The organism is Helicobacter felis ATCC 49179, from assembly GCF_000200595.1.
In the GTDB taxonomy this organism is placed as follows: Bacteria; Campylobacterota; Campylobacteria; order Campylobacterales; family Helicobacteraceae; genus Helicobacter; species Helicobacter felis.
In genome coordinates this window covers 462,969-481,030 of the sequence record NC_014810.2, presented here as the reverse complement: position 1 = coordinate 481,030, position 18,062 = coordinate 462,969, and the positions used below count along the sequence as shown (strand labels likewise).

Annotated in this window: 13 protein-coding genes; 5 read left to right on the top strand and 8 right to left on the bottom strand. The window is 47.8% G+C overall.

Going from position 1 to position 18,062, the window contains the following annotated elements:
• Nucleotides 1-5: 5 nt before the first annotated feature.
• The 3 genes from HFELIS_RS02435 to HFELIS_RS02425 are packed head-to-tail and all read right to left on the bottom strand — an operon-like array spanning nucleotide 6 to nucleotide 3,297.
• Nucleotides 6-578: an adenylate kinase gene (locus HFELIS_RS02435; RefSeq protein ID WP_013468954.1), complete on the bottom strand. Its 573-nt coding sequence runs from the start codon at nucleotides 576-578 to the stop codon at nucleotides 6-8.
• A complete protein-coding gene (gene aspS, locus HFELIS_RS02430) occupies nucleotides 575-2,329 on the bottom strand; it encodes an aspartate--tRNA ligase (RefSeq protein ID WP_013468953.1) in 1,755 nt (584 codons plus the stop codon). The genes HFELIS_RS02435 and aspS overlap by 4 nt, the downstream gene beginning before the upstream one ends.
• Nucleotides 2,330-2,346: 17 nt before the next feature.
• On the bottom strand, nucleotides 2,347-3,297 hold the full coding sequence (locus tag HFELIS_RS02425) for a chemotaxis protein (RefSeq protein ID WP_013468952.1): 951 nt from the start codon (nucleotides 3,295-3,297) through the stop codon (nucleotides 2,347-2,349).
• 63 nt (nucleotides 3,298-3,360) lie between these two features.
• Here HFELIS_RS02425 and ligA point away from each other — a divergent pair, with 63 nt between their 5' ends.
• Nucleotides 3,361-5,562, top strand: coding sequence for an NAD-dependent DNA ligase LigA (gene ligA, locus HFELIS_RS02420; RefSeq protein WP_013468951.1), 2,202 nt, complete (start codon nucleotides 3,361-3,363; stop codon nucleotides 5,560-5,562).
• Nucleotides 5,563-5,565: 3 nt separating this feature from the next.
• On the opposite strand, the gene HFELIS_RS02415 is transcribed toward ligA, so the two are convergent.
• From HFELIS_RS02415 to zwf, 5 genes are read right to left on the bottom strand one after another with little or no spacing between them, the layout of a single operon-like run.
• Nucleotides 5,566-6,777 carry a sugar MFS transporter gene (locus HFELIS_RS02415; protein ID WP_013468950.1) on the bottom strand — a complete coding sequence of 404 codons (1,212 nt, stop codon included), beginning with the start codon at nucleotides 6,775-6,777 and terminating at the stop codon, nucleotides 5,566-5,568.
• Nucleotides 6,761-8,425 carry a glucose-6-phosphate isomerase gene (gene pgi / locus HFELIS_RS02410; RefSeq protein WP_013468949.1) on the bottom strand — a complete coding sequence of 555 codons (1,665 nt, stop codon included), beginning with the start codon at nucleotides 8,423-8,425 and terminating at the stop codon, nucleotides 6,761-6,763. The genes HFELIS_RS02415 and pgi overlap by 17 nt, the downstream gene beginning before the upstream one ends.
• A 10-nt stretch (nucleotides 8,426-8,435) precedes the next feature.
• Nucleotides 8,436-9,425: a glucokinase gene (locus HFELIS_RS02405; RefSeq protein ID WP_013468948.1), complete on the bottom strand. Its 990-nt coding sequence runs from the start codon at nucleotides 9,423-9,425 to the stop codon at nucleotides 8,436-8,438.
• Nucleotides 9,406-10,086: a 6-phosphogluconolactonase gene (gene pgl, locus HFELIS_RS02400; RefSeq protein ID WP_013468947.1), complete on the bottom strand. Its 681-nt coding sequence runs from the start codon at nucleotides 10,084-10,086 to the stop codon at nucleotides 9,406-9,408. Before pgl ends, HFELIS_RS02405 begins: the two co-directional genes overlap by 20 nt.
• Nucleotides 10,079-11,428 carry a glucose-6-phosphate dehydrogenase gene (gene zwf / locus HFELIS_RS02395; RefSeq protein WP_013468946.1) on the bottom strand — a complete coding sequence of 450 codons (1,350 nt, stop codon included), beginning with the start codon at nucleotides 11,426-11,428 and terminating at the stop codon, nucleotides 10,079-10,081. Before zwf ends, pgl begins: the two co-directional genes overlap by 8 nt.
• 92 nt (nucleotides 11,429-11,520) lie before the next feature.
• Between zwf and edd the strand changes: the two genes are divergently transcribed.
• Genes edd through nhaA form a run of 4 tightly spaced genes read left to right on the top strand, consistent with a single transcriptional unit; the run spans nucleotide 11,521 to nucleotide 18,057 of the window.
• Nucleotides 11,521-13,320, top strand: coding sequence for a phosphogluconate dehydratase (edd, locus tag HFELIS_RS02390; RefSeq protein WP_013468945.1), 1,800 nt, complete (start codon nucleotides 11,521-11,523; stop codon nucleotides 13,318-13,320).
• The gene (locus HFELIS_RS02385; RefSeq protein ID WP_013468944.1) at nucleotides 13,321-13,950 is read left to right on the top strand and encodes a bifunctional 4-hydroxy-2-oxoglutarate aldolase/2-dehydro-3-deoxy-phosphogluconate aldolase; all 630 of its coding nucleotides are present in this window, start codon (nucleotides 13,321-13,323) and stop codon (nucleotides 13,948-13,950) included.
• A 7-nt stretch (nucleotides 13,951-13,957) separates the two neighbouring features.
• A complete protein-coding gene (locus HFELIS_RS02380) occupies nucleotides 13,958-16,738 on the top strand; it encodes a RecB-like helicase (RefSeq protein WP_013468943.1) in 2,781 nt (926 codons plus the stop codon).
• A gap of 8 nt (nucleotides 16,739-16,746) precedes the next feature.
• Nucleotides 16,747-18,057, top strand: coding sequence for a sodium/proton antiporter NhaA (nhaA, locus tag HFELIS_RS02375; protein WP_013468942.1), 1,311 nt, complete (start codon nucleotides 16,747-16,749; stop codon nucleotides 18,055-18,057).
• Nucleotides 18,058-18,062 lie beyond the last annotated feature (5 nt).

Here is an 18,062-nt window from a genome sequence, read left to right as displayed (position 1 = left end):
TGTCCTTATAAATTGGTTTTAATGTAGTTTTCAATGTCGCTCACAATCTCTTCAATGCCCCGTTCGCCATTGATTTCTTGATGCACCTCAAGGGCTTTATAAAACTCTAAAATACTCTCCAAAGGCTCGCTATAAACCTGCATGCGCTTGTTAAAGACTTCTAAATTGTCATCATCCCCTCTTGAGCGTCCTAAAACCCTCTCCCTAGCCACCGGCTCGCTCACCTTGACCTCTACAACGCCCTTTAAGCGCACTTCTTCTTGGGCTTTAAGCATGCGATCCAGGGCTTGCATCTGTTCCACACTGCGCGGATAGCCATCAATGATAATCACATCTCTAGGCGCGCTTTTAATCGCGCTGATAATGGTATCAATCACAATATCCAAAGGCACGAGGTCGCCCTTATTGGTAAATTCTGCAATCCGTTTTCCGCGCTCTGTTTGTTGCGCGATCTCTGCGCGCAAGAGATCGCCGGTGGAATAATGCACCATTTGCTCGCTATTGCGCTGGGCAATAAGCTGTGCGTCTGTGGTCTTGCCACTCCCGGGCGCGCCGATGATCAAAAATAGGTTTTTCATGAATGTGTCCTTTTTGGGTTTCTTAAGCGGATATGCAATTCTCTTAATTGCTCCTCAGAAGCCTCGCTAGGGGCTTGGCTGAGCAGGCAAGTGGCTTTTTGGGTTTTGGGGAAGGCGATCACATCGCGGATACTGGGCACTTTGGCAAGCAACATCACCAAGCGATCGAGTCCTAGAGCAAAACCCGCATGGGGAGGTGCGCCGTATTTCAAAGCCTCTAAGAAAAAGCCAAATTTTTCTTGGGCTTCTTGGGGGCTAATGCCTAGTAGTTCAAAAACTTTAGCCTGAGTCTCTTCTTTGTGGATGCGCACACTTCCCCCGCCCAACTCTACCCCATTGAGCACGATGTCATAGGCGATCGAGCGCATTTCTTCTAAATCCGTGTTCTCTAGGTCTTTGGGCATGGTGAAAGGGTGGTGTGCTGCGCTGAGTTTCCCCTCCGCACTTTCAAACATGGGGAAATCCACCACCCACAAGAGATTAAAGACATTTTCATCTATCAATCCCAAATCCTGCCCCAATTTCAGGCGCAAACGCCCCATGTAATCCCACACGACTTTTTTAGCCCCCGCGCCAAAAAAGAGAATATCCCCTACCTGCGCCTGTGTGCGCGCCAAGAGCTCTTCTAAACGCTCAGGGCTTAAGAATTTCACCAAGGGACCCTTAGCTCCCTCAGGCTTGATCTGCAAATAAGCCAAACCTTGCGCGCCAAAGCTGCGCACGAAGCTTTCCGCCTCGCTCAAATACTTACGGCTACAAAAGCTATCCCCCCCGGGCACGCACAAAGCTTTAAAGCGATTTTTCTTAGAATCGCTAGCAATGCTCCTAAAAATCTCGTTACTGCTATCCACAAACAGATCGCCCACTTCCACAAGGGGTAACTCAAAACGCAAATCGGGCTTGTCGCTCCCGTATTTTTCCATCGCCTCCATATAATCCATGCGCTTAAAAGGAGTGGATACTTCCACGCCCACACTCTTAAAGACGGTTTGTAGCAGAGTTTGAGCGACTTCTAGCACATCCTCTTGGGTGCAAAAACTCATCTCTACATCCACTTGAGTAAATTCAGGCTGGCGGTCCGCGCGCAAATCCTCATCTCTAAAACATTTTACGATTTGATAGTAGCGATCCATCCCCGCGACCATTAAAAGTTGCTTGAAGAGTTGAGGGCTTTGGGGCAGGGCAAAAAACGCACCATCATGCACACGGCTAGGGATTAAAAAGTCGCGCGCGCCCTCTGGGGTGGTTTTAGCCAGCATAGGGGTTTCGATTTCTAAAAAGTCTAGGTTATCCAAACAATCGCGCACGGCTTTAGCCACACGGCTACGCATCTTAAAGATTTCATAACTCTTAGGGGAACGCAGGTCCAAAAAGCGGTATTGCAGGCGTAAATCCTCATTCACACTCGAGTCGCCTATAGTAATGGGGGGAGTCAAACTCTTATTTTCAATGCGCAAACTCTCTAGCACGACCTCAATTTTTCCGGTTTTAAGTTTGGGGTTTTCCAAGCCCTCCCCTCTCAAGCGCACGATTCCATGTGCGATCAACACGAACTCATGGCGCACGAGATTAGCCTCTTGGTAAGCTGGAGATTGCGGGTCGCAGACCAACTGCACCAACCCGCTTTTATCGCGCAGATCGATAAAAATTACCCCCCCATGGTCGCGGTAATTATGACACCACCCGCATAACTCTACGCGCTGCCCTAGCAACGCTTCGCCCACTTGGGCACACAAATGTGTCCTTAACATGGTTGTTCCTTTATCATTTAAGCTTGCAAATACGCGTGTAAGAGTTCGCGGATTTCATCCGGATGGGATTTGATCACAAACCCATCAGCATGCAGAGAATCGGCGAGTTGTTTATTGGATTCACTGCTCATAGAAGAGTTGATAATCACGGGCAGGTGCTTAGTGCGTGCGTCTTCCTTGATGCGCTTGAGCACCTCAAAGCCGGAAACAAGGGGCATTTCTAAGTCGGTAATCACCGCCCCCACGTGATTTAACATACCCTCTTCAAAAAGCCGTTTGAGCAACGCTTCGCCATTGGGAAACGCCTCATATTTGAGTTTAAGGCTTTCGACAATCCGCTCTAAATTTTTCATAGCTACTTGCGAATCCTCGGCAATCAAAATCAACTTATCGCTTTTGATGGCTTCTACAAATTGCGTTTTGAGCTGATCGAGTTCTTGCAAATCGGGGAAAGTGTCTATAAGCATGCGTTCCACATCTAAAATCTGAATCACGCGATCCTGCTCAAAGCGCGTGATCGCGCTCACCTTGCCCCCCGCTCCAAAACCCTGTTTGTCCCCCACGCTAATATCCCCCCAACTTTTATGCACAATGCGCTTGATGGCAAAGATTTTCAGTCCCACCACACAGCTAGAAAACTCGCACACGATGACTAGATTTTCCTTGCTTTGCACAGACACATCGCTCAAATCGCGATCAGGATTACTAGCTTCGTAATGCAACCAACGATTAATATCAATGAGGGGCACGGATTCGCCTCGAATGGTCAAAAATCCTAGCATCATGCTCTCATTGCCCCCCACAGTCTCGGTTACATCTCCATCATAATAAATGATCTCGCGGATTTTAAAAATATTGATCCCATAGAGTTCGGCATCATTCTTGCTATCATCACTAAGGGTGAAACATAAAAACTGCGCCTCATTATTCAGGTGCAAGGAAATAGTAGAATCCACATCGCCAATCAAGCCTATCCTTTATCTTAACCTAAACTCCGCTACAATGCCCGCCATTATAGCAAAGACTGGACAATGATACAAACTTTTCAAGACTACCAAGCTTGCGTAGAACGCGCCTGTCAATACGCCCATCACTACTATGTATTAGATGACCCGCTCGTTAGCGATTTTGAATACGACACGCTCTACCAACAAATCCAAGATTACGAGCACGCACACCCTGAGCAAATTTTAGAACACTCTCCTACCCAACGCGTGGGGGACGCTCTGCTCTCTTATTTGCCTAAACACACACACCTAGAGCGCATGTGGAGTTTGGATAATGTTTTTGATTTAGAAGGTTTGCAAACTTGGATCGCGCGTATTTTTAAGGTTTATCCACATGCCCGCTTCACCTGCTCGCCTAAGCTCGATGGGGTTTCTCTCAATCTCTTTTACGATCAAGGTAAATTAGTCAGTGCTACCACGCGGGGCAATGGCATTGAAGGCGAGCTTGTAACCCATATAGCTAAAACCATCCCCTCTATCCCTTTGCGCATCGCTCCCACAGAACCCCTAGAGATTCGCGGAGAGGTAACCATTGAGAACGCAGATTTTGAAAAGATCAATGCAGAGAGAGCAAAGTTAAACCAGCCCCTTTTTGCTAATCCACGCAATGCTGCAGCGGGGAGTTTGCGCCAGCTAGACCCACGCATCAGTGCCAAGCGCAAGCTGAGTTTCACCCCTTGGGGCTTGGGGCGTTGCGCCCCCACTTTGCCCAGCTTTAAAGCCATGATGGATTGTTTGCTAGAAAATCACTTTTTACCCATGCCCTTTAGCCTGTGTGGGAGTGTGGAGGAAATCCAACAGGTCTATACAGAACTGCATGCCCAAAGAGAGCGCGCCAAAGTGGGCATGGATGGCATGGTGGTGGTAGTGGATGATTTTGCGATGCAAAAAGAACTAGGTTTCACCCTCAAAGCCCCGCGCTTTGCCATTGCTTACAAATTCCCCGCTCTTGAAAAACACACCCGTTTATTGGAGGTTATTGCACAAGTGGGGCGCAGTGGGGCGATCACTCCGGTAGCGCGCTTAGAACCTGTCAATTTGGACGGCGCACAGATCGCGCGTGCGACTTTGAATAGCTACACAGACATCCAGCAAAAAGACCTCCAGCTCAATGATATGGTGGTGGTGCTTAGAAGTGGGGATGTGATCCCTCAAGTGATCAAACCCTTAGTGCATTTGCGCGATGGCAGCCAAAAACCCATCATCCCCCCCAACCACTGCCCTAGTTGTGAGAGCCTCTTAGAACAACAACCTCTTAATATCTGCCCTCAATGCCACTTGCCTCTTTTACTTAAAGATAAACCCAATTTTTGCCCCTCTTGCGCGCGCTTTGCTCCCCATGCCCACCTCAAAAACGCGCGCTCTTGTCCTTCATGCGCGCAAGCACTAGAATACAAACCCTTTTGTTACCGCTGTAACTTGGATTTGAGCGCCCACGCGCGCGCTCTCTGCTGTGTTAATCCCTCTTGTAGTGCAAAATTGCATGCTAGCTTGGTTTATTTTGCCTCCAAACAAGGACTAGAGATCGCCGGATTGGGGGATAAGGTGGTCAAACAACTCTTAGAAGCCAAATTGATTAGCCAAATTAGCGATCTCTACACTCTACGCCTAGAGGATTTGCTCCAATTAGAGGGTTGGAAGCATAAACGCGCCCAAAATCTGCTAGATGCCATCGCCAAAACTAAACACGCTCCTTTGTGGCGTTTCATTAACGCTTTGGGGATTGAAAATATCGGTAAGGGAGCGAGCAAGAAGCTCGCAGGTATTCTAGGCTTGGAGGTGTTTGATCAAGATTATAGCGGGTATCAACGCGCCTTTAAAAAGATATTTCAGGGAGCTAGAGAGGATCAAAAGGGGGATTATAAAAGCGCGCGCGCGTTTTGGGAGTTTGTGCAGACCCATAGGGCAAAAATCGCGCATTTAATGCGCCTCATTGAACCCACCATTGCAGAAAAGCGCGCTCCTCAGTGTGGATTTTTTCAGGGCAAGGTGGTGGTTATTACGGGGAGTTTTTCTATTCCTAGAGATGCGTTAAGGCAATATTTAGAAGATTTAGGCGCAGAAGTCAAGGGACATTTGAGCGCTAAAACCGATTTGCTTTTGTGTGGGGACAAACCCGGAAGCAAGTTAGAAGAGGCCAAAAAACACAACATCTCCATCATGGGAATTGACGCGTTGCGCGTGCAATTTAAGAAAAGCACACCCCCCCCTCCTTTTACTCTCTAATCCTTAGTTATCCTCTGCACTGATCTTATAGCCATAGAAAGCAAAAAAGATAATATAAAAATAACAAACTAGAGGCACAAGATAGGAAGTGATGATGCCCATATAGTCTGCGACAATCCCTTGCACAGGGGGCACAAGCGCACCCCCCACAATGGCCATACAAATTACCCCAGAAGCTTGGCTTGTAAATTTGCCTAAATTTTTAGTCGCCAAAGAAAAGATAGTGGGGAACATAATAGAGTTGAAAAGTCCAATGGCAAGTAGGGCATAAACTGTCAAGAGATTATCAAAGGCAATCGCCAAGGCAATCAATAACACATTCATCACGGCGTTAAAGCCCAAACATTTATTGGGCGCGATTTTTTGCATGATCGCACTCCCAAGAAAACGCCCAATCATCGCTCCGCCCCAATAAACACTGATATAGGTCGCCCCTACTTTGGCTTCCATACCGGCGACTTTTTCCATAGTAAGGATTAAAAACGACCCAATAGAAACCTCTGCGCCCACATAAAAGAAAATCGCCAAAGCTCCTAGCACCAAATGGGAGTATTCAAAAACGCTTTTTTTACCATCGTGGTTTGCTTCACTGATTTTTTCAGCGCGATCGCGCACATCTGGAAGTTTTAGCAGATAAACAAGAATGCCTAACAAGATCAACACCCCGGCAATCATCAGGTAAGGCATTTGCACAGATTGCGCGTCTTTGACCTTATCAACAATGTGAGTGGTGTCCGCAATAATAAGCGATGCCCCAAAAATAGGCCCTAAGGTCGTGCCTAGTGAATTAAAGGCCTGCACCAAAGTGAGCGCGCTCGCCTCTTTGCCCGGAGCCAACAGAGTCACAAAGGGATTACCTGCAGTTTGCAAAAGCACGACTCCACTAGCCAAAATAAAAAATGCGCCTAAAAAGATAGGGTAAGAGGCAGTAGAGGCAGCGGGGTAGAATAGAATGCAACCCAAAGCGGTGAGCAAAAAACCCCCCACCACGCCTGCCGGATACCCGATCTTATCTAGGAGTTTTCCAAAAGGCCCTCCAGTGATGAAATAAGCCCCAAAAAAACAAAGTTGCACTAAAGCCGCTTCAAAATGGTTGAGATCGAAAATTTTTTTGAGATGAGGAATGAGAATATCGTTTAATACTGTGATAAAACCCATAGCAAAAAATAGGGCTGTCAGCGCGCCTAACGCAAAACCATTACTCTTTGTCTGCATGGAAAACTCCTTTATTATAAGTTTGGTAGAGATGGATGAGGTGTTTAGTGGAGCTATCATGGGGCTCATGGGCATGCCCCTCGCGCAGTTGGAGTAAAATGTCTTTAGCAAGCTCTTTACCCAGTTCTACGCCCCATTGATCAAAGCTATTAATATCCCAAATCGCCCCCTGCACAAAAATTTTATGTTCATAAAGGGCTACCAAACTTCCAATACTCTTAGGGGTGATCGCATTGAGTAAGATCATATTGCTAGGGCGATTGCCTGAAAACACCCGATGGGGCGCGATAACGCGCGCGCGCTCGGCCTCCATGCCTTTGTCTAGGAGTTGCTGATAGGCTTCTGTGTAATCCTTGCCCTTCATAAATGCTTCTGCTTGCGCAAAGACATTACTTAAAAGGATTTCATGGTGACCGGGCAAATTCCCCTCTTTGCTCAAAGAAGCGATAAAATCAATGGGGGTTAAATGTGTGCCCTGATGGAGCAACTGAAAAAAGGCATGTTGGGAGTTGATCCCCAAATCACCCCAAATGATGGGACCCGTGTCGTAATCCACCACCTCGCCCGCTAGCGTGGTGCGTTTGCCATTACTCTCCATGTCCAGCTGTTGGATAAATCTAGGAAAATAGCGCAGATACTGATCGTAGGGCGCGATCAAATGACTCCCTGCATCAAAAAAATTTACATACCAAATTCCTAACAGAGCCAAAATCACGGGCATATTTTCTTCAAAAGGAGCGTTTTTAAAATGCCGATCCATCTCGTAAGCCCCCTCTAGCAGGTCTTGGAAATTCTCCTTACCCAGATAGATCATAATGGAGAGCCCGATGGCTGACCATAAACTATAACGCCCTCCCACCCAATTCCAAAACTCAAACATATTTTTGGTGTCGATTCCAAAATCTTGCACGGCTTGTTTGTTGGTAGAGACTGCTATAAAGTGTTTAGCAATGTGGGCTTCATCATGGGCATGGGCTAAAAACCACGCGCGCGCACTCAAAGCGTTAGTCAAGGTTTCTTGGGTGGAAAAGGTTTTAGAGGCGACAATAAAAAGCGTGGTTTCTGGGTGGATTTTATCTAACACGCTTTGGATTTGAATCCCATCCACATTAGAAACAAAATACATATTTAGGCGCGGATGGGCATAGTGCCTAAGAGCCTTACACACCATCAACGCCCCCAAGTCTGAGCCTCCAATCCCAATATTGACCACATCGGTGATCACCTGATTGCTATAGCCTAGCCAGCGCCCACAACGCAGAGCATCGCTAAAATCTGCCATGCGCGTGAGTACATCGCGCACTTTGGGCATCACATCCTCCCCATCCACTACCACACTCTCCTGAGATTGGTTGCGCAAAGCTGTATGCAACACCGCACGCCCCTCTGTGGCGTTGATCTTTTCCCCTGAAAACATCGCCTCAATCTTGCGCTCTAGGCCGCACTCTTTGGCCAAATCCCATAAAAGTTTTAAGGTCTCGTCATTGATGCGGTTTTTAGAATAGTCTAAACAAAGACTACCCACTTTGAGAAAATAACGCGTGGCGCGCTTGGGATCGCGTGCGAACATATCCTTCATATGCATTTCTTTTAAATGCTCAAAATGCGCGTTCAATGCCTTAAAAGCAGGTAGTGTTGTTAGACCCATGGTTAACCTTTCAGATTGTTTTGACCTTTAGATGGTTGTCTAGGGCGACAGCTACACCCTTGATTCCGGGATACTGAGATAGCACCACATACACCGGAATAGCTGCCAAATACGCCGCAAAACGCCCCTTATTTTCAAAGCGCAAGCGGAAGGGCGAGGTTTTAAAATAATCAATGAAGCGTGGGATAATCCCCCCACACAAATACACCCCCCCGCGCGCGCCCAAAATCAAAGCCATGTTAGAGGCCACCGTGCCTAAAATGGTGCAAAAAATATCCAAAGTCAAACGGCATAGGGGGGATTTGCCACTCAGGGCCTGCTGGCTGATGAGCTCAGGGGTCATCTTGCTAATTTTAATCCCCTCACGATCAGCCAAAGCGGCATGGATGAGCACCAAGCCTGCCCCACTTAAAAAACGCTCGGCAGACACATGCCCGTATTTTTTGCGCGCATACTGCCAGATCATAATCTCGGTGTCATCAAAGGGCGCAAAACTCACATGCCCACCCTCGCCCGCTAAGGCTGTGTAAGAGCCATCACAGCAGGGAATGAGCGCGCTCACCCCTAATCCCGTGCCCGGTCCTAAAACCACCTTAGGCGCGTCGATCCCGCACACATTCCCCCCTACCTGTAGCAACTCTTCGGGGTCGATTTTAGAAATGGCATGGGCTTGAGCGGTAAAGTCATTGATCAAAATCAATACTTCCAATTTGAGGGCTTGGCGGGTGGTTTCGATGGAAAACGCCCAGTGGTGGTTGGTCATCTGCACCCAATCGCCCATCACGGGGTTAGCGATGGCAATGGCTGCGTATTTCACAGAGGGGTTATTGACTTTAGCCAAATACGCCTTGATCGCATCTACCACGGTGTTATAGTCCTGACAAGCCAAAACCTCAATGGATTCGATTTTATCCGGGGCGACTTCTAGGCCAAAGCGCGCGTTCGTGCCTCCAATGTCGGCGAGCAGACGGGGGTAAGTTTTATCGGGCGTAGAAGACATTACAGAGCACCTTTTTAGAATGTAAGATATAGGAAATGGGAAGTTTGGGGTTGATCCCCTTGGTGGCCTCATCAAAAACTCTGCGTTTTTCCTCTCCAGAGATGAGTAACCAAGTTTCTTTACAACTTTCTAAAGCGTGCAAACTCATGCTAATGCGCTTGTGGGGAGCGTTTTGCGGTGTGGTGAGCACGAGGGGCTGGGTGGTGCTTAGGGCGTGCTCGTATTCAGATGCTTCAGGAAAAAGCGAGGCGGTGTGTCCGTCCAAACCCATGCCAAGCAGTGCCAAATCGGGTTGTTGGTAACTCTCTAGGGCTTTTTCTAAGATCGTTTCAGGGGGCAGACTAGCGTCTGTAACTAAGGGCGTAAAGGGTGCTTTGATGTTAAATTTAGAGCGCACCTTATCTAAAAAATGCCTATGGATCAAAAGCGCGTTGCTATCTTTGTGATCGGGGGGGACAATGCGATCATCAACTAGGCTCAAGGTGCAACAATCCCAAGGCACATCTTGTTCTGCCAAACACTCTAAAAAGGGAATCGGACTTTTGCCCCCTGAGAAGGCAAGGTGTGCGGTCTTGTTGTCAAGATCGCACAGGCTCTGTGCAAACGCATAGGCTAGCTTGGCATAAATTTCTGCACTAGAGTGCTCTATAAACTCAAACACGATCTTCCCCCTTTGCCCATGTGCGCCCCTCTCTCTCTAGCAGTTCAAAGGCTTCTTGTGGTCCAAAGCTTCCGGCTGGGTAGAAATACAAGGGAGTTTTATTGGCTTGCCATGCCTGCAAGATGGGATCGAGCCACACCCAAGCGGCTTCTAGCTCGTCTTGGTGGTTAAACGCGCTTTGGTTGGAATCAAACGCGTCTAAGATGAGGCGTTGGTAAGCGTCCATGCCACTTTCTAGCGCGCTTTGTAGCACGAGGGGAGTGCTGGCATGCAAATTTAAAGAAATAGCAGGGTTGGGCTGTATCCTAAAGACAAGAGAACCCCCCCCCTTAAAGCTAACCACCACTTCCACAAAAGAGTCTCCCATGCGCTTGCCCGTGCGCAGATAAAAGGGCACACCCACCCACTCAGAGCGCGTGATCTCTAGTTTGAGCGCGACAAAGGTTTCTGTTTGGCTTTGCGGATTGACATGGGGTTCTTGACGATAGCCTATGAAATCCCCATGCGCGCTATATTGAGCGCGAATCACTTGCTTGGCTAAGTGCTGGGATTCTAGGGGTTTGAGGCTTTGGAGCAAGGAGAGTTTAGCTTGGCGGATTGAGTTGGCATTGAGGCTAGCAGGCAGGGGCATGGTGAGCAAGGCTAGCATTTGGAGCATGTGGTTTTGGAGCATGTCGCGCAACGCGCCCATAGGGTCGTAAAAGCCTCCCCGACTCTCCACCCCCAGAGTCTCACAAACGCTAATTTGCACATGGTCGATATAATCTTTACTCCAAAAGGTTTGAAGTAGAGGATTAGAAGCGCGTAAATACAAGAGATTTTGCACACTCTGCTTGCCCAAATAGTGATCGATACGATAAATTTGGCTCTCTTGGTAGTGCTGGGCGATACTCTTGTGAATGGCGCGCGCAGAGTGTAGGTCTACCCCCAAAGGTTTTTCTAACACGATCTTCACTTCAGGTGCGTTCAGCCCTACTTGGGCTAAATGCACACAAGCGGTGGCGAAAAACTCCGGAGCGATAGAGAAGTAAATAAGGGTATTGGGATGGAGGGGGCGCGTCTTTAAGACCTTAAAATCCTCTGCCCGAGTTAAATCCATCGCCACATAATCGATCTGTTGGGTAAAACTCTCCCAAGAGGCGGGATCGCAAATCTTAAGGCGCGCTTTGACCTTGGTGTCCAGCGTTTGCAAAAATTCCTCACGGCTAAAGCGCGAGCGTCCTGTAGCCAAAATACTAGGGGTTAATAACCGATCTTCATAAGCCCTATAGAGCGCGGGGAAAATCTTGCGTAAAGCCAAATCCCCCGTTGCACCCAGCAAAATAAAATGACCCTCACGCATATAAATCCTTAGGCAACCCATCTAGCACATGGGATATTTTTACCAAAAAGATAGCATACTTTGCGCATGCACAAGACACACAAGGATTATCTATGGCATTAAAAGCTCTCAATCATGTTACAAAACTTATCATGGAACGCAGCAAGCCCACCCGCCAAGCCTACCTAGAGCGCATCGCCCAGCATCAAGGCAAAATCGCGCGTAAAGACTTGGGTTGTGCGAATTTGGCGCATACTTACGCTAGCCTGCCTCCCCACCTCAAAGACACCATCAAAGACACCCAAAGGCGCAATTTTGCGATTGTCTCGGCATATAATGATATGCTCTCTGCCCACCAGCCCTTTAAAGCTTACCCGGACCTCATCAAAGAGGAGCTTTTAAAATATGGCTTGAGCGCGCAGTTTGCCGGAGGCGTGCCGGCGATGTGCGATGGGATCACGCAGGGCTATGAGGGCATGGAGCTCAGTCTTTTTTCGCGCGATGTGATCGCGATGAGCACGGCGATCGCTCTTAGTCATAATGTCTTTGATGGGGCGTTTTACTTGGGCGTGTGTGATAAGATCGTGCCCGGCTTGCTCATTGGGGCGTTGCATTTTGGGCATTTGCCTAGTATTTTCGTGCCCTCGGGTCCGATGAGTAGCGGGATTTCTAACGCGCAAAAGTCTAAGACACGCGAACTCTTTGCACAAGGCAAAATCTCACGAGACGCGCTTTTAGAGAGCGAAATGCAATCTTACCATTCTGTGGGCACTTGTACCTTTTATGGCACAGCCAATTCTAACCAAATGATGGTCGAGCTGATGGGCTTGCACTTGCCTAATTCCGCCTTTATTAATCCTACCACCTCCTTAAGGCAGACCTTAGTCAAGGTAGCCGCTACCCACATGGCAACCCATAAGGTCAAACCCATCGGGGAGTTGCTGAGTGAAAAGAATATTGTCAATGCTATGGTGGGCTTGATGGCAACAGGGGGTTCAACTAACCACACCATCCACCTAGTAGCCATTGCCAAAGCTGCCGGGATTATCATTAATTGGGATGATTTTGATGCCATCTCTCAGATGACCCCTCTGCTAGCACGCGTCTATCCTAATGGTAAAGCCGATGTGAATCAATTTGAGGCAGCTGGAGGCTTGGCGTTTGTGGTGCGCGAGTTGCTAAGTGCCGGGCTCTTGCATGAAGATTGTGAGACGATCATGGGAGAGGGGCTAGAGGCTTACACTAAAAACCCCTATCTCATAGAGGGCGCACTCACCTACCAAGAGGGGGCACAAGAGAGTTTAGATACCAACATTGTGCGCCCTATAAAAGAACCTTTTAGTGCAGATGGAGGCTTGAGAACGCTCAAAGGCAATTTAGGGCGTGCGGTGATCAAGGTTTCTGCTGTTGCTCCAGAACACCAAAAAATCCAAGCCCCCGCGCTCATCTTCCACTCCCAACAAGAGTTTTTAGAGCGTTTCAAACAAGGGGATTTGAATCGCGACTTTATCGCCGTATTGCCCTATCAAGGACCGCGCGCCAATGGCATGCCAGAATTGCATAAACTCACCCCCATTTTAGGCACTCTGCAGGATCAGGGCTTTAAGGTGGCGTTGATCACCGATGGGCGCATGAGCGGGGCATCGGGCAAAGTGCCTGCAGCCATTCACTTGAGCCCGGAAGCTCTGTTAGGCGGGGCGATCGCGCTTTTGCAAGAGGGCGATGAGGTGCTTTTGGACGCACAAGAGGGAGTTTTACAAGCTTTAGTAGAACCTGAAGAGTGGGAGAGCAGAACGCCCAACCCCGTCCCACGCGATCACTTTGGAAGTGGGCGCGAGCTTTTTGCTAGCTTTAGAAGTGTAGCCACCAGCGCAGAGAGCGGGGCAACCAGTTTTGGAAAACGAGGAGAATAAATGCAAGCACAAGAAATTTTAAACACCGGTCCGCTAATTCCTGTCATCACTTTACAAGACCCTAAATGGGGTGTGTCTCTGGCTCAAGCCCTTTTGAAGGGGGGAATTAAGATTTTAGAGATCACTTTGCGCACCCCCGGCGCGCTAGAGGGGATTGCCTTGATTGCTAAAGAAGTGCCTGAAGCCATCGTAGGCGCGGGCACAATTTTAAATGTATCCATGTTAGAGCAAGCCCAAAAAGCAGGGGCGCGTTTTGCCATCAGTCCGGGGATCAATGCCAAATTTGCACAGGAGGCTAAGAGTGTGGATATCCCCTTGATTCCGGGAGTAGCGAGCGCAGGAGAACTGATGTTAGCTTTAGAATACGGTTTTAGTGCGCTCAAACTCTTCCCGGCTGAAGCAGTGGGGGGGGTGAAATTGCTCAAATCCTTTAGCGGTCCTTTTGCGGGCGTGCAATTCTGCCCTACGGGGGGGATCAGTTTAGAGAATATGCGTAATTATTTAGCCCTAGAGAATGTCGCTTGTGTGGGGGGCTCATGGCTCACTCCTCAAGACTTGATGGCAAAGGGGCAATGGGATCAAATTACCCAAATTGCTAAACAGAGTGTGGCACAGGCGCGTTTGCTATAATAACAGCATGAAACAACCCATAAATACAAACCCCCATTTGGTTTTGCGCGCTTCTGCAGGAAGTGGGAAAACTTTCGCATTGGTTTTGCGCTATGTGGCTCTTCTCTTGCAGGGAGTGCGTGCTCATGAAATTTTAGCCATCACTTTCACTAATAAGGCTGCTGCTGAAATGCAGGGGCGTGTGCTCAAAGCCCTTGAAGAATTGCTAATAGATGCCACAAGCAACCCTGTAGAGTTTAAAAACCCCGCCCTTTTGCAAGCCCTGCAGGACACTTACGGACTTGATTTAGGTTTCATCGCGCCCCGCATTCCTGCAGTTTATGCGCGCTTTATACAAGATAAGCCCCAAATCATGACCATTGATGCTTTTTTTCAAAGGGTGTTGCGCAAGTTTAGCCATTTTGTGGGAGTGAGCGCGCAGTTTGTCTTGAGCCACCTAGACCCCCAAGAGAAACTTTTAAGTTTTATCCAAGCCCTTAAGTCTAAAGACAAGGAGAGTTTGAGGCGTTTTTGCGCGCATGTTTTGAATGCGAGCAAAAGTTTTAATGCCACAGAAGCCTTAAAGTCTATTTTGGACCTTTATTATAGTGGCGTGCAAATGCAAGTTTCACAGGTTGGCGTGCTCAACTTATCCGCCTTAAAAGAGGAGATCTTAGAGCGTGCGCGAACACTCCAAGCACAAATCCACCAACGAGTCCCCACTCAAAGGGCTAAAGATGCGCTCAAGTGCGCGAATCTCCAAGAAGTGTTTTCTTGCCATAAGCCCATCACAGAGGGCGCAAGCTATTACTATTTTAAAAAGTATGGGCTTGAGGACCTCAATTCTGATTTTGAAGCCCTTAAGGAGAAAATCATCTCCTATTACAAATGGCAAGAAATCCTAATATTCCAAGAGGTTGAGCGTTTTTTAGACCTCTATGCGACCCACACACACAGCCCTACCCAATTAGACTTTAACGCCATCGCTCTAAAAACACATGCCCTCTTAGCAGGGAATTTGGTAGATAGGGATTTTTTCTACTTCCGTTTGGATGGGCGCATTAGCCACATTTTAGTGGATGAATTTCAAGACACCAGCGTGTTGCAATACCAAATTTTGCAACCTCTGATTGCAGAAATCAAGGCGGGCAGAGGGCAGAGTTTAGCAGATCGGAGCGTGTTTTTCGTGGGCGATGTCAAACAGAGTATTTATGGTTTTAGGGGGAGTTATAGCGATCTCTTTACCCATGCGTGCGCGGAATTTTCTAGCAGCGAATTAGACACCAATTACCGCAGCGATAAAGCTGTGCTTGACTTTGTCAACGCCACTTTTTCTAAAAAATTTGAGGGACAATACAGCGCGCAAAAGGCACATCCAAAAGCTAAAGAGGGCTTTGTCAAAGTGTGTAAAGTCCATGATCTCTTAGAAGCCCTCTGTGCTGAAGTGTGTGCCCTGCTAGAGGCCAAAGTCCCTCCTCAAGAAATCGCTATTTTGTGCTTTAAAAACCAAGATGCGATCACCATTAGAGATTTTTTGCTCCAAAGCCCTCAGCCTTCTTTGCAAGGTGTGGCCTTGATAAGCGAAACAGACACGCGTCTTTTGGCCCAAAGAGAGGCGAAAATTTTACTACACGCCCTCAAGCACGCCTTAGTGCCCCAACAAAATAAACCCTATCACATGGCTTGCATGGCCAAACTCTTAGGCTTGCCTCTGCACACACCCCTGCAACTCCCCCCCTTTAACTCTAGTCTTAGTGCCTATCTTTTAGCCACCATGCGCGCTTTCCAACTCTACAGCGATCCTGCACGCCACTTACTAGAACTCTCACTCAACCAACATGACATCGAGCAATTTATCGCAACACTTGAAAAAGAGGCGCTAGGTTTTAACCACACGGCCACACAGGGAATCAAGATCATGACCATTCATAAGTCTAAGGGCATGGAATTTGGGCATGTGATTGTGGTCGAACCCTTTAGTAACAAGAGACCGGACACTTCTAAGTTTTTCACCCTCTATGATCAAAAACGCCTCAGACCTTTTTACCGACAAAAATACAGAGAAAATTTTGATTCAGAGTATACCAAAGCCTTAGAAACCCTTAAAAAGCGCAATGTTCGCGAAGATCAAAATGTCCTTTATGTGGCTTGCACACGCGCCAAACACAGCTTGATTGTGATTCAAGACTCCCATAAAAGTGTTTTTAACTGGGAAGAGATGCAAGTAGGCACTATTACGCCTGCGCAAACTCTCACTTCTCCTCAAACAACAGCATCTAACACCCCTGCGCTCTTGGAAAATCAAAAGGCTTTTGGTAGACAAAACGATCACCTGCACAAGCAAATTTCTAGCTCTCCTGATGCGCTAGCCCTGCGTTTTGGCCAAGCCCTACATAAAGCGTTAGAACTTCACTATGGCTATGGAATTGCCTTAGCGCAGTTACAACCCTACTTACAACACCATTTTGCCTTTATGAGAGTGGAAGCCTCCCAAGTGCTTAAGCGTTTACAAGCCTTGCAACAGGAACAAACTTTTCAAGAACTCTTAGAGCGCGGAACACCTAGTGTAGAACTCTCTTTTAAAATCGATCAAAGCGTGTTGCGCATGGATATGCTCATTAACAATCCTCAAGAAAAACAACTATGGATTTTAGACTATAAGAGCGGGTCTACCTACTCCCATACACACCAGCAACAAATCTTAAGCTATCAAGAGAGTGTGCAACGACTCTACTCCGACTACTCCGTGCAGGCCACTCTCATCTACGCCCTGCAATCGGGCATACAAATACGCCCCATCTCTTCATAAGGACAGCGATGACGCAACCGCCTAAGAACCTCTTTTTAGACTTTGTTAAGAGCGAATCCTTTGGGGGGATTTTTCTTTTTATTAGTGCCGTGTGGGCAATGATCTATGCTAATTCCTTTTTATCCTCTTATTACTTTGAACTGTGGCACACCAAAATAGGCTTTAATGTGGGCAGCTACTTTTTTGGCTTTTCCATCCACCAGTGGATTGATGATGTGCTCATGGCAATCTTTTTTCTCTTGGTAGGACTAGAGATCAAGCGCGAGGTGATGTATGGGGAACTTTGCGGATTCGCGAAGGCAGCCTTCCCCGTGATCGCCGCTTTGGGGGGTATGATAGTTCCCGGACTCATTTATCATAGCTTGAACATGGGCACTTCTAGCGCGCATGGCTTTGGGATTCCTATGGCTACCGATATTGCCTTTGCTTTGGGGGTGATCTTGCTCTTAGGCAAGCGTGTGCCTCCTGCGCTTAAAGTGTTTCTAGTTACTCTGGCAGTGGCAGATGATTTGGGTGCGATCGTGGTGATTGCGATTTTTTATAGCTCCAATTTAGACATGACATGGCTAGCAGGATCGGGAGGGATTTTGCTCGTGCTCATCGCACTGAATAAATTTGGGGTGCGCTATTTGTGGATGTATCTACTCTTGGGAGTGGGGCTATGGATCACCACGCATAATAGCGGGATTCACGCCACCATTGCCGGGGTCGCGCTGGCTTTTACCATACCCATTAAGATCACCCAACGCAAGCAAGTCGTGCATAGCTTTAGCGCGATGATGGAGAGTTTTAAAAGTGCCTTTAACCCCCACACCCACAGCACCAATAAGCCCCTAGATCAAGACCAGCGCGACATTCTCTACACCTTGCAAGACGCTACTAGAAACCTGCAAAGCCCTTTAGAGCGTTTAGAACACGCTTTGCACCCCTATAGCGCGTATTTCATCATGCCCTTATTTGCCCTAGCCAATGCGGGGGTGGCCATCGGAGGAAACCTCAATTTCAAGGTAGATGAAATTCTATGGGGTGTAATCTTGGGCTTGGTTTTGGGCAAACCCATAGGAATTTTTATTATCACTTTTTTAGCTGAAAAACTCAAAATTGCTAAACGCCCCGATGGGGTGAGCTGGGCGCAGATTTTAGGCGCAGGGATGCTTGCAGGCATTGGCTTTACCATGTCTATGTTCATGGCTAATTTGGCTTTTGACAATAAGGACGCGATGGAGGTTTCTAAGATTGCTATCTTATTAGCTTCGCTTATCTCAGGTATATTAGGCACTCTCTATTTAGTGGCGATCCACAAAAAGGGCAAATCTTAAAGCCA

Excerpts from the sequence above, each read along its gene's own strand:
- HFELIS_RS02435 (WP_013468954.1), bottom strand. The coding sequence starts at position 578 with ATGAAAAACCTATTTTTGATCATCGGCGCGCCCGGGAGTGGCAAGACC.
- aspS (WP_013468953.1), bottom strand. The coding sequence starts at position 2,329 with ATGTTAAGGACACATTTGTGTGCCCAAGTGGGCGAAGCGTTGCTAGGG.
- ligA (WP_013468951.1), top strand. The coding sequence starts at position 3,361 with ATGATACAAACTTTTCAAGACTACCAAGCTTGCGTAGAACGCGCCTGT.
- HFELIS_RS02415 (WP_013468950.1), bottom strand. The coding sequence starts at position 6,777 with ATGCAGACAAAGAGTAATGGTTTTGCGTTAGGCGCGCTGACAGCCCTA.
- pgi (WP_013468949.1), bottom strand. The coding sequence starts at position 8,425 with ATGGGTCTAACAACACTACCTGCTTTTAAGGCATTGAACGCGCATTTT.
- HFELIS_RS02405 (WP_013468948.1), bottom strand. The coding sequence starts at position 9,425 with ATGTCTTCTACGCCCGATAAAACTTACCCCCGTCTGCTCGCCGACATT.
- zwf (WP_013468946.1), bottom strand. The coding sequence starts at position 11,428 with ATGCGTGAGGGTCATTTTATTTTGCTGGGTGCAACGGGGGATTTGGCT.
- edd (WP_013468945.1), top strand. The coding sequence starts at position 11,521 with ATGGCATTAAAAGCTCTCAATCATGTTACAAAACTTATCATGGAACGC.
- HFELIS_RS02385 (WP_013468944.1), top strand. The coding sequence starts at position 13,321 with ATGCAAGCACAAGAAATTTTAAACACCGGTCCGCTAATTCCTGTCATC.
- HFELIS_RS02380 (WP_013468943.1), top strand. The coding sequence starts at position 13,958 with ATGAAACAACCCATAAATACAAACCCCCATTTGGTTTTGCGCGCTTCT.
- nhaA (WP_013468942.1), top strand. The coding sequence starts at position 16,747 with ATGACGCAACCGCCTAAGAACCTCTTTTTAGACTTTGTTAAGAGCGAA.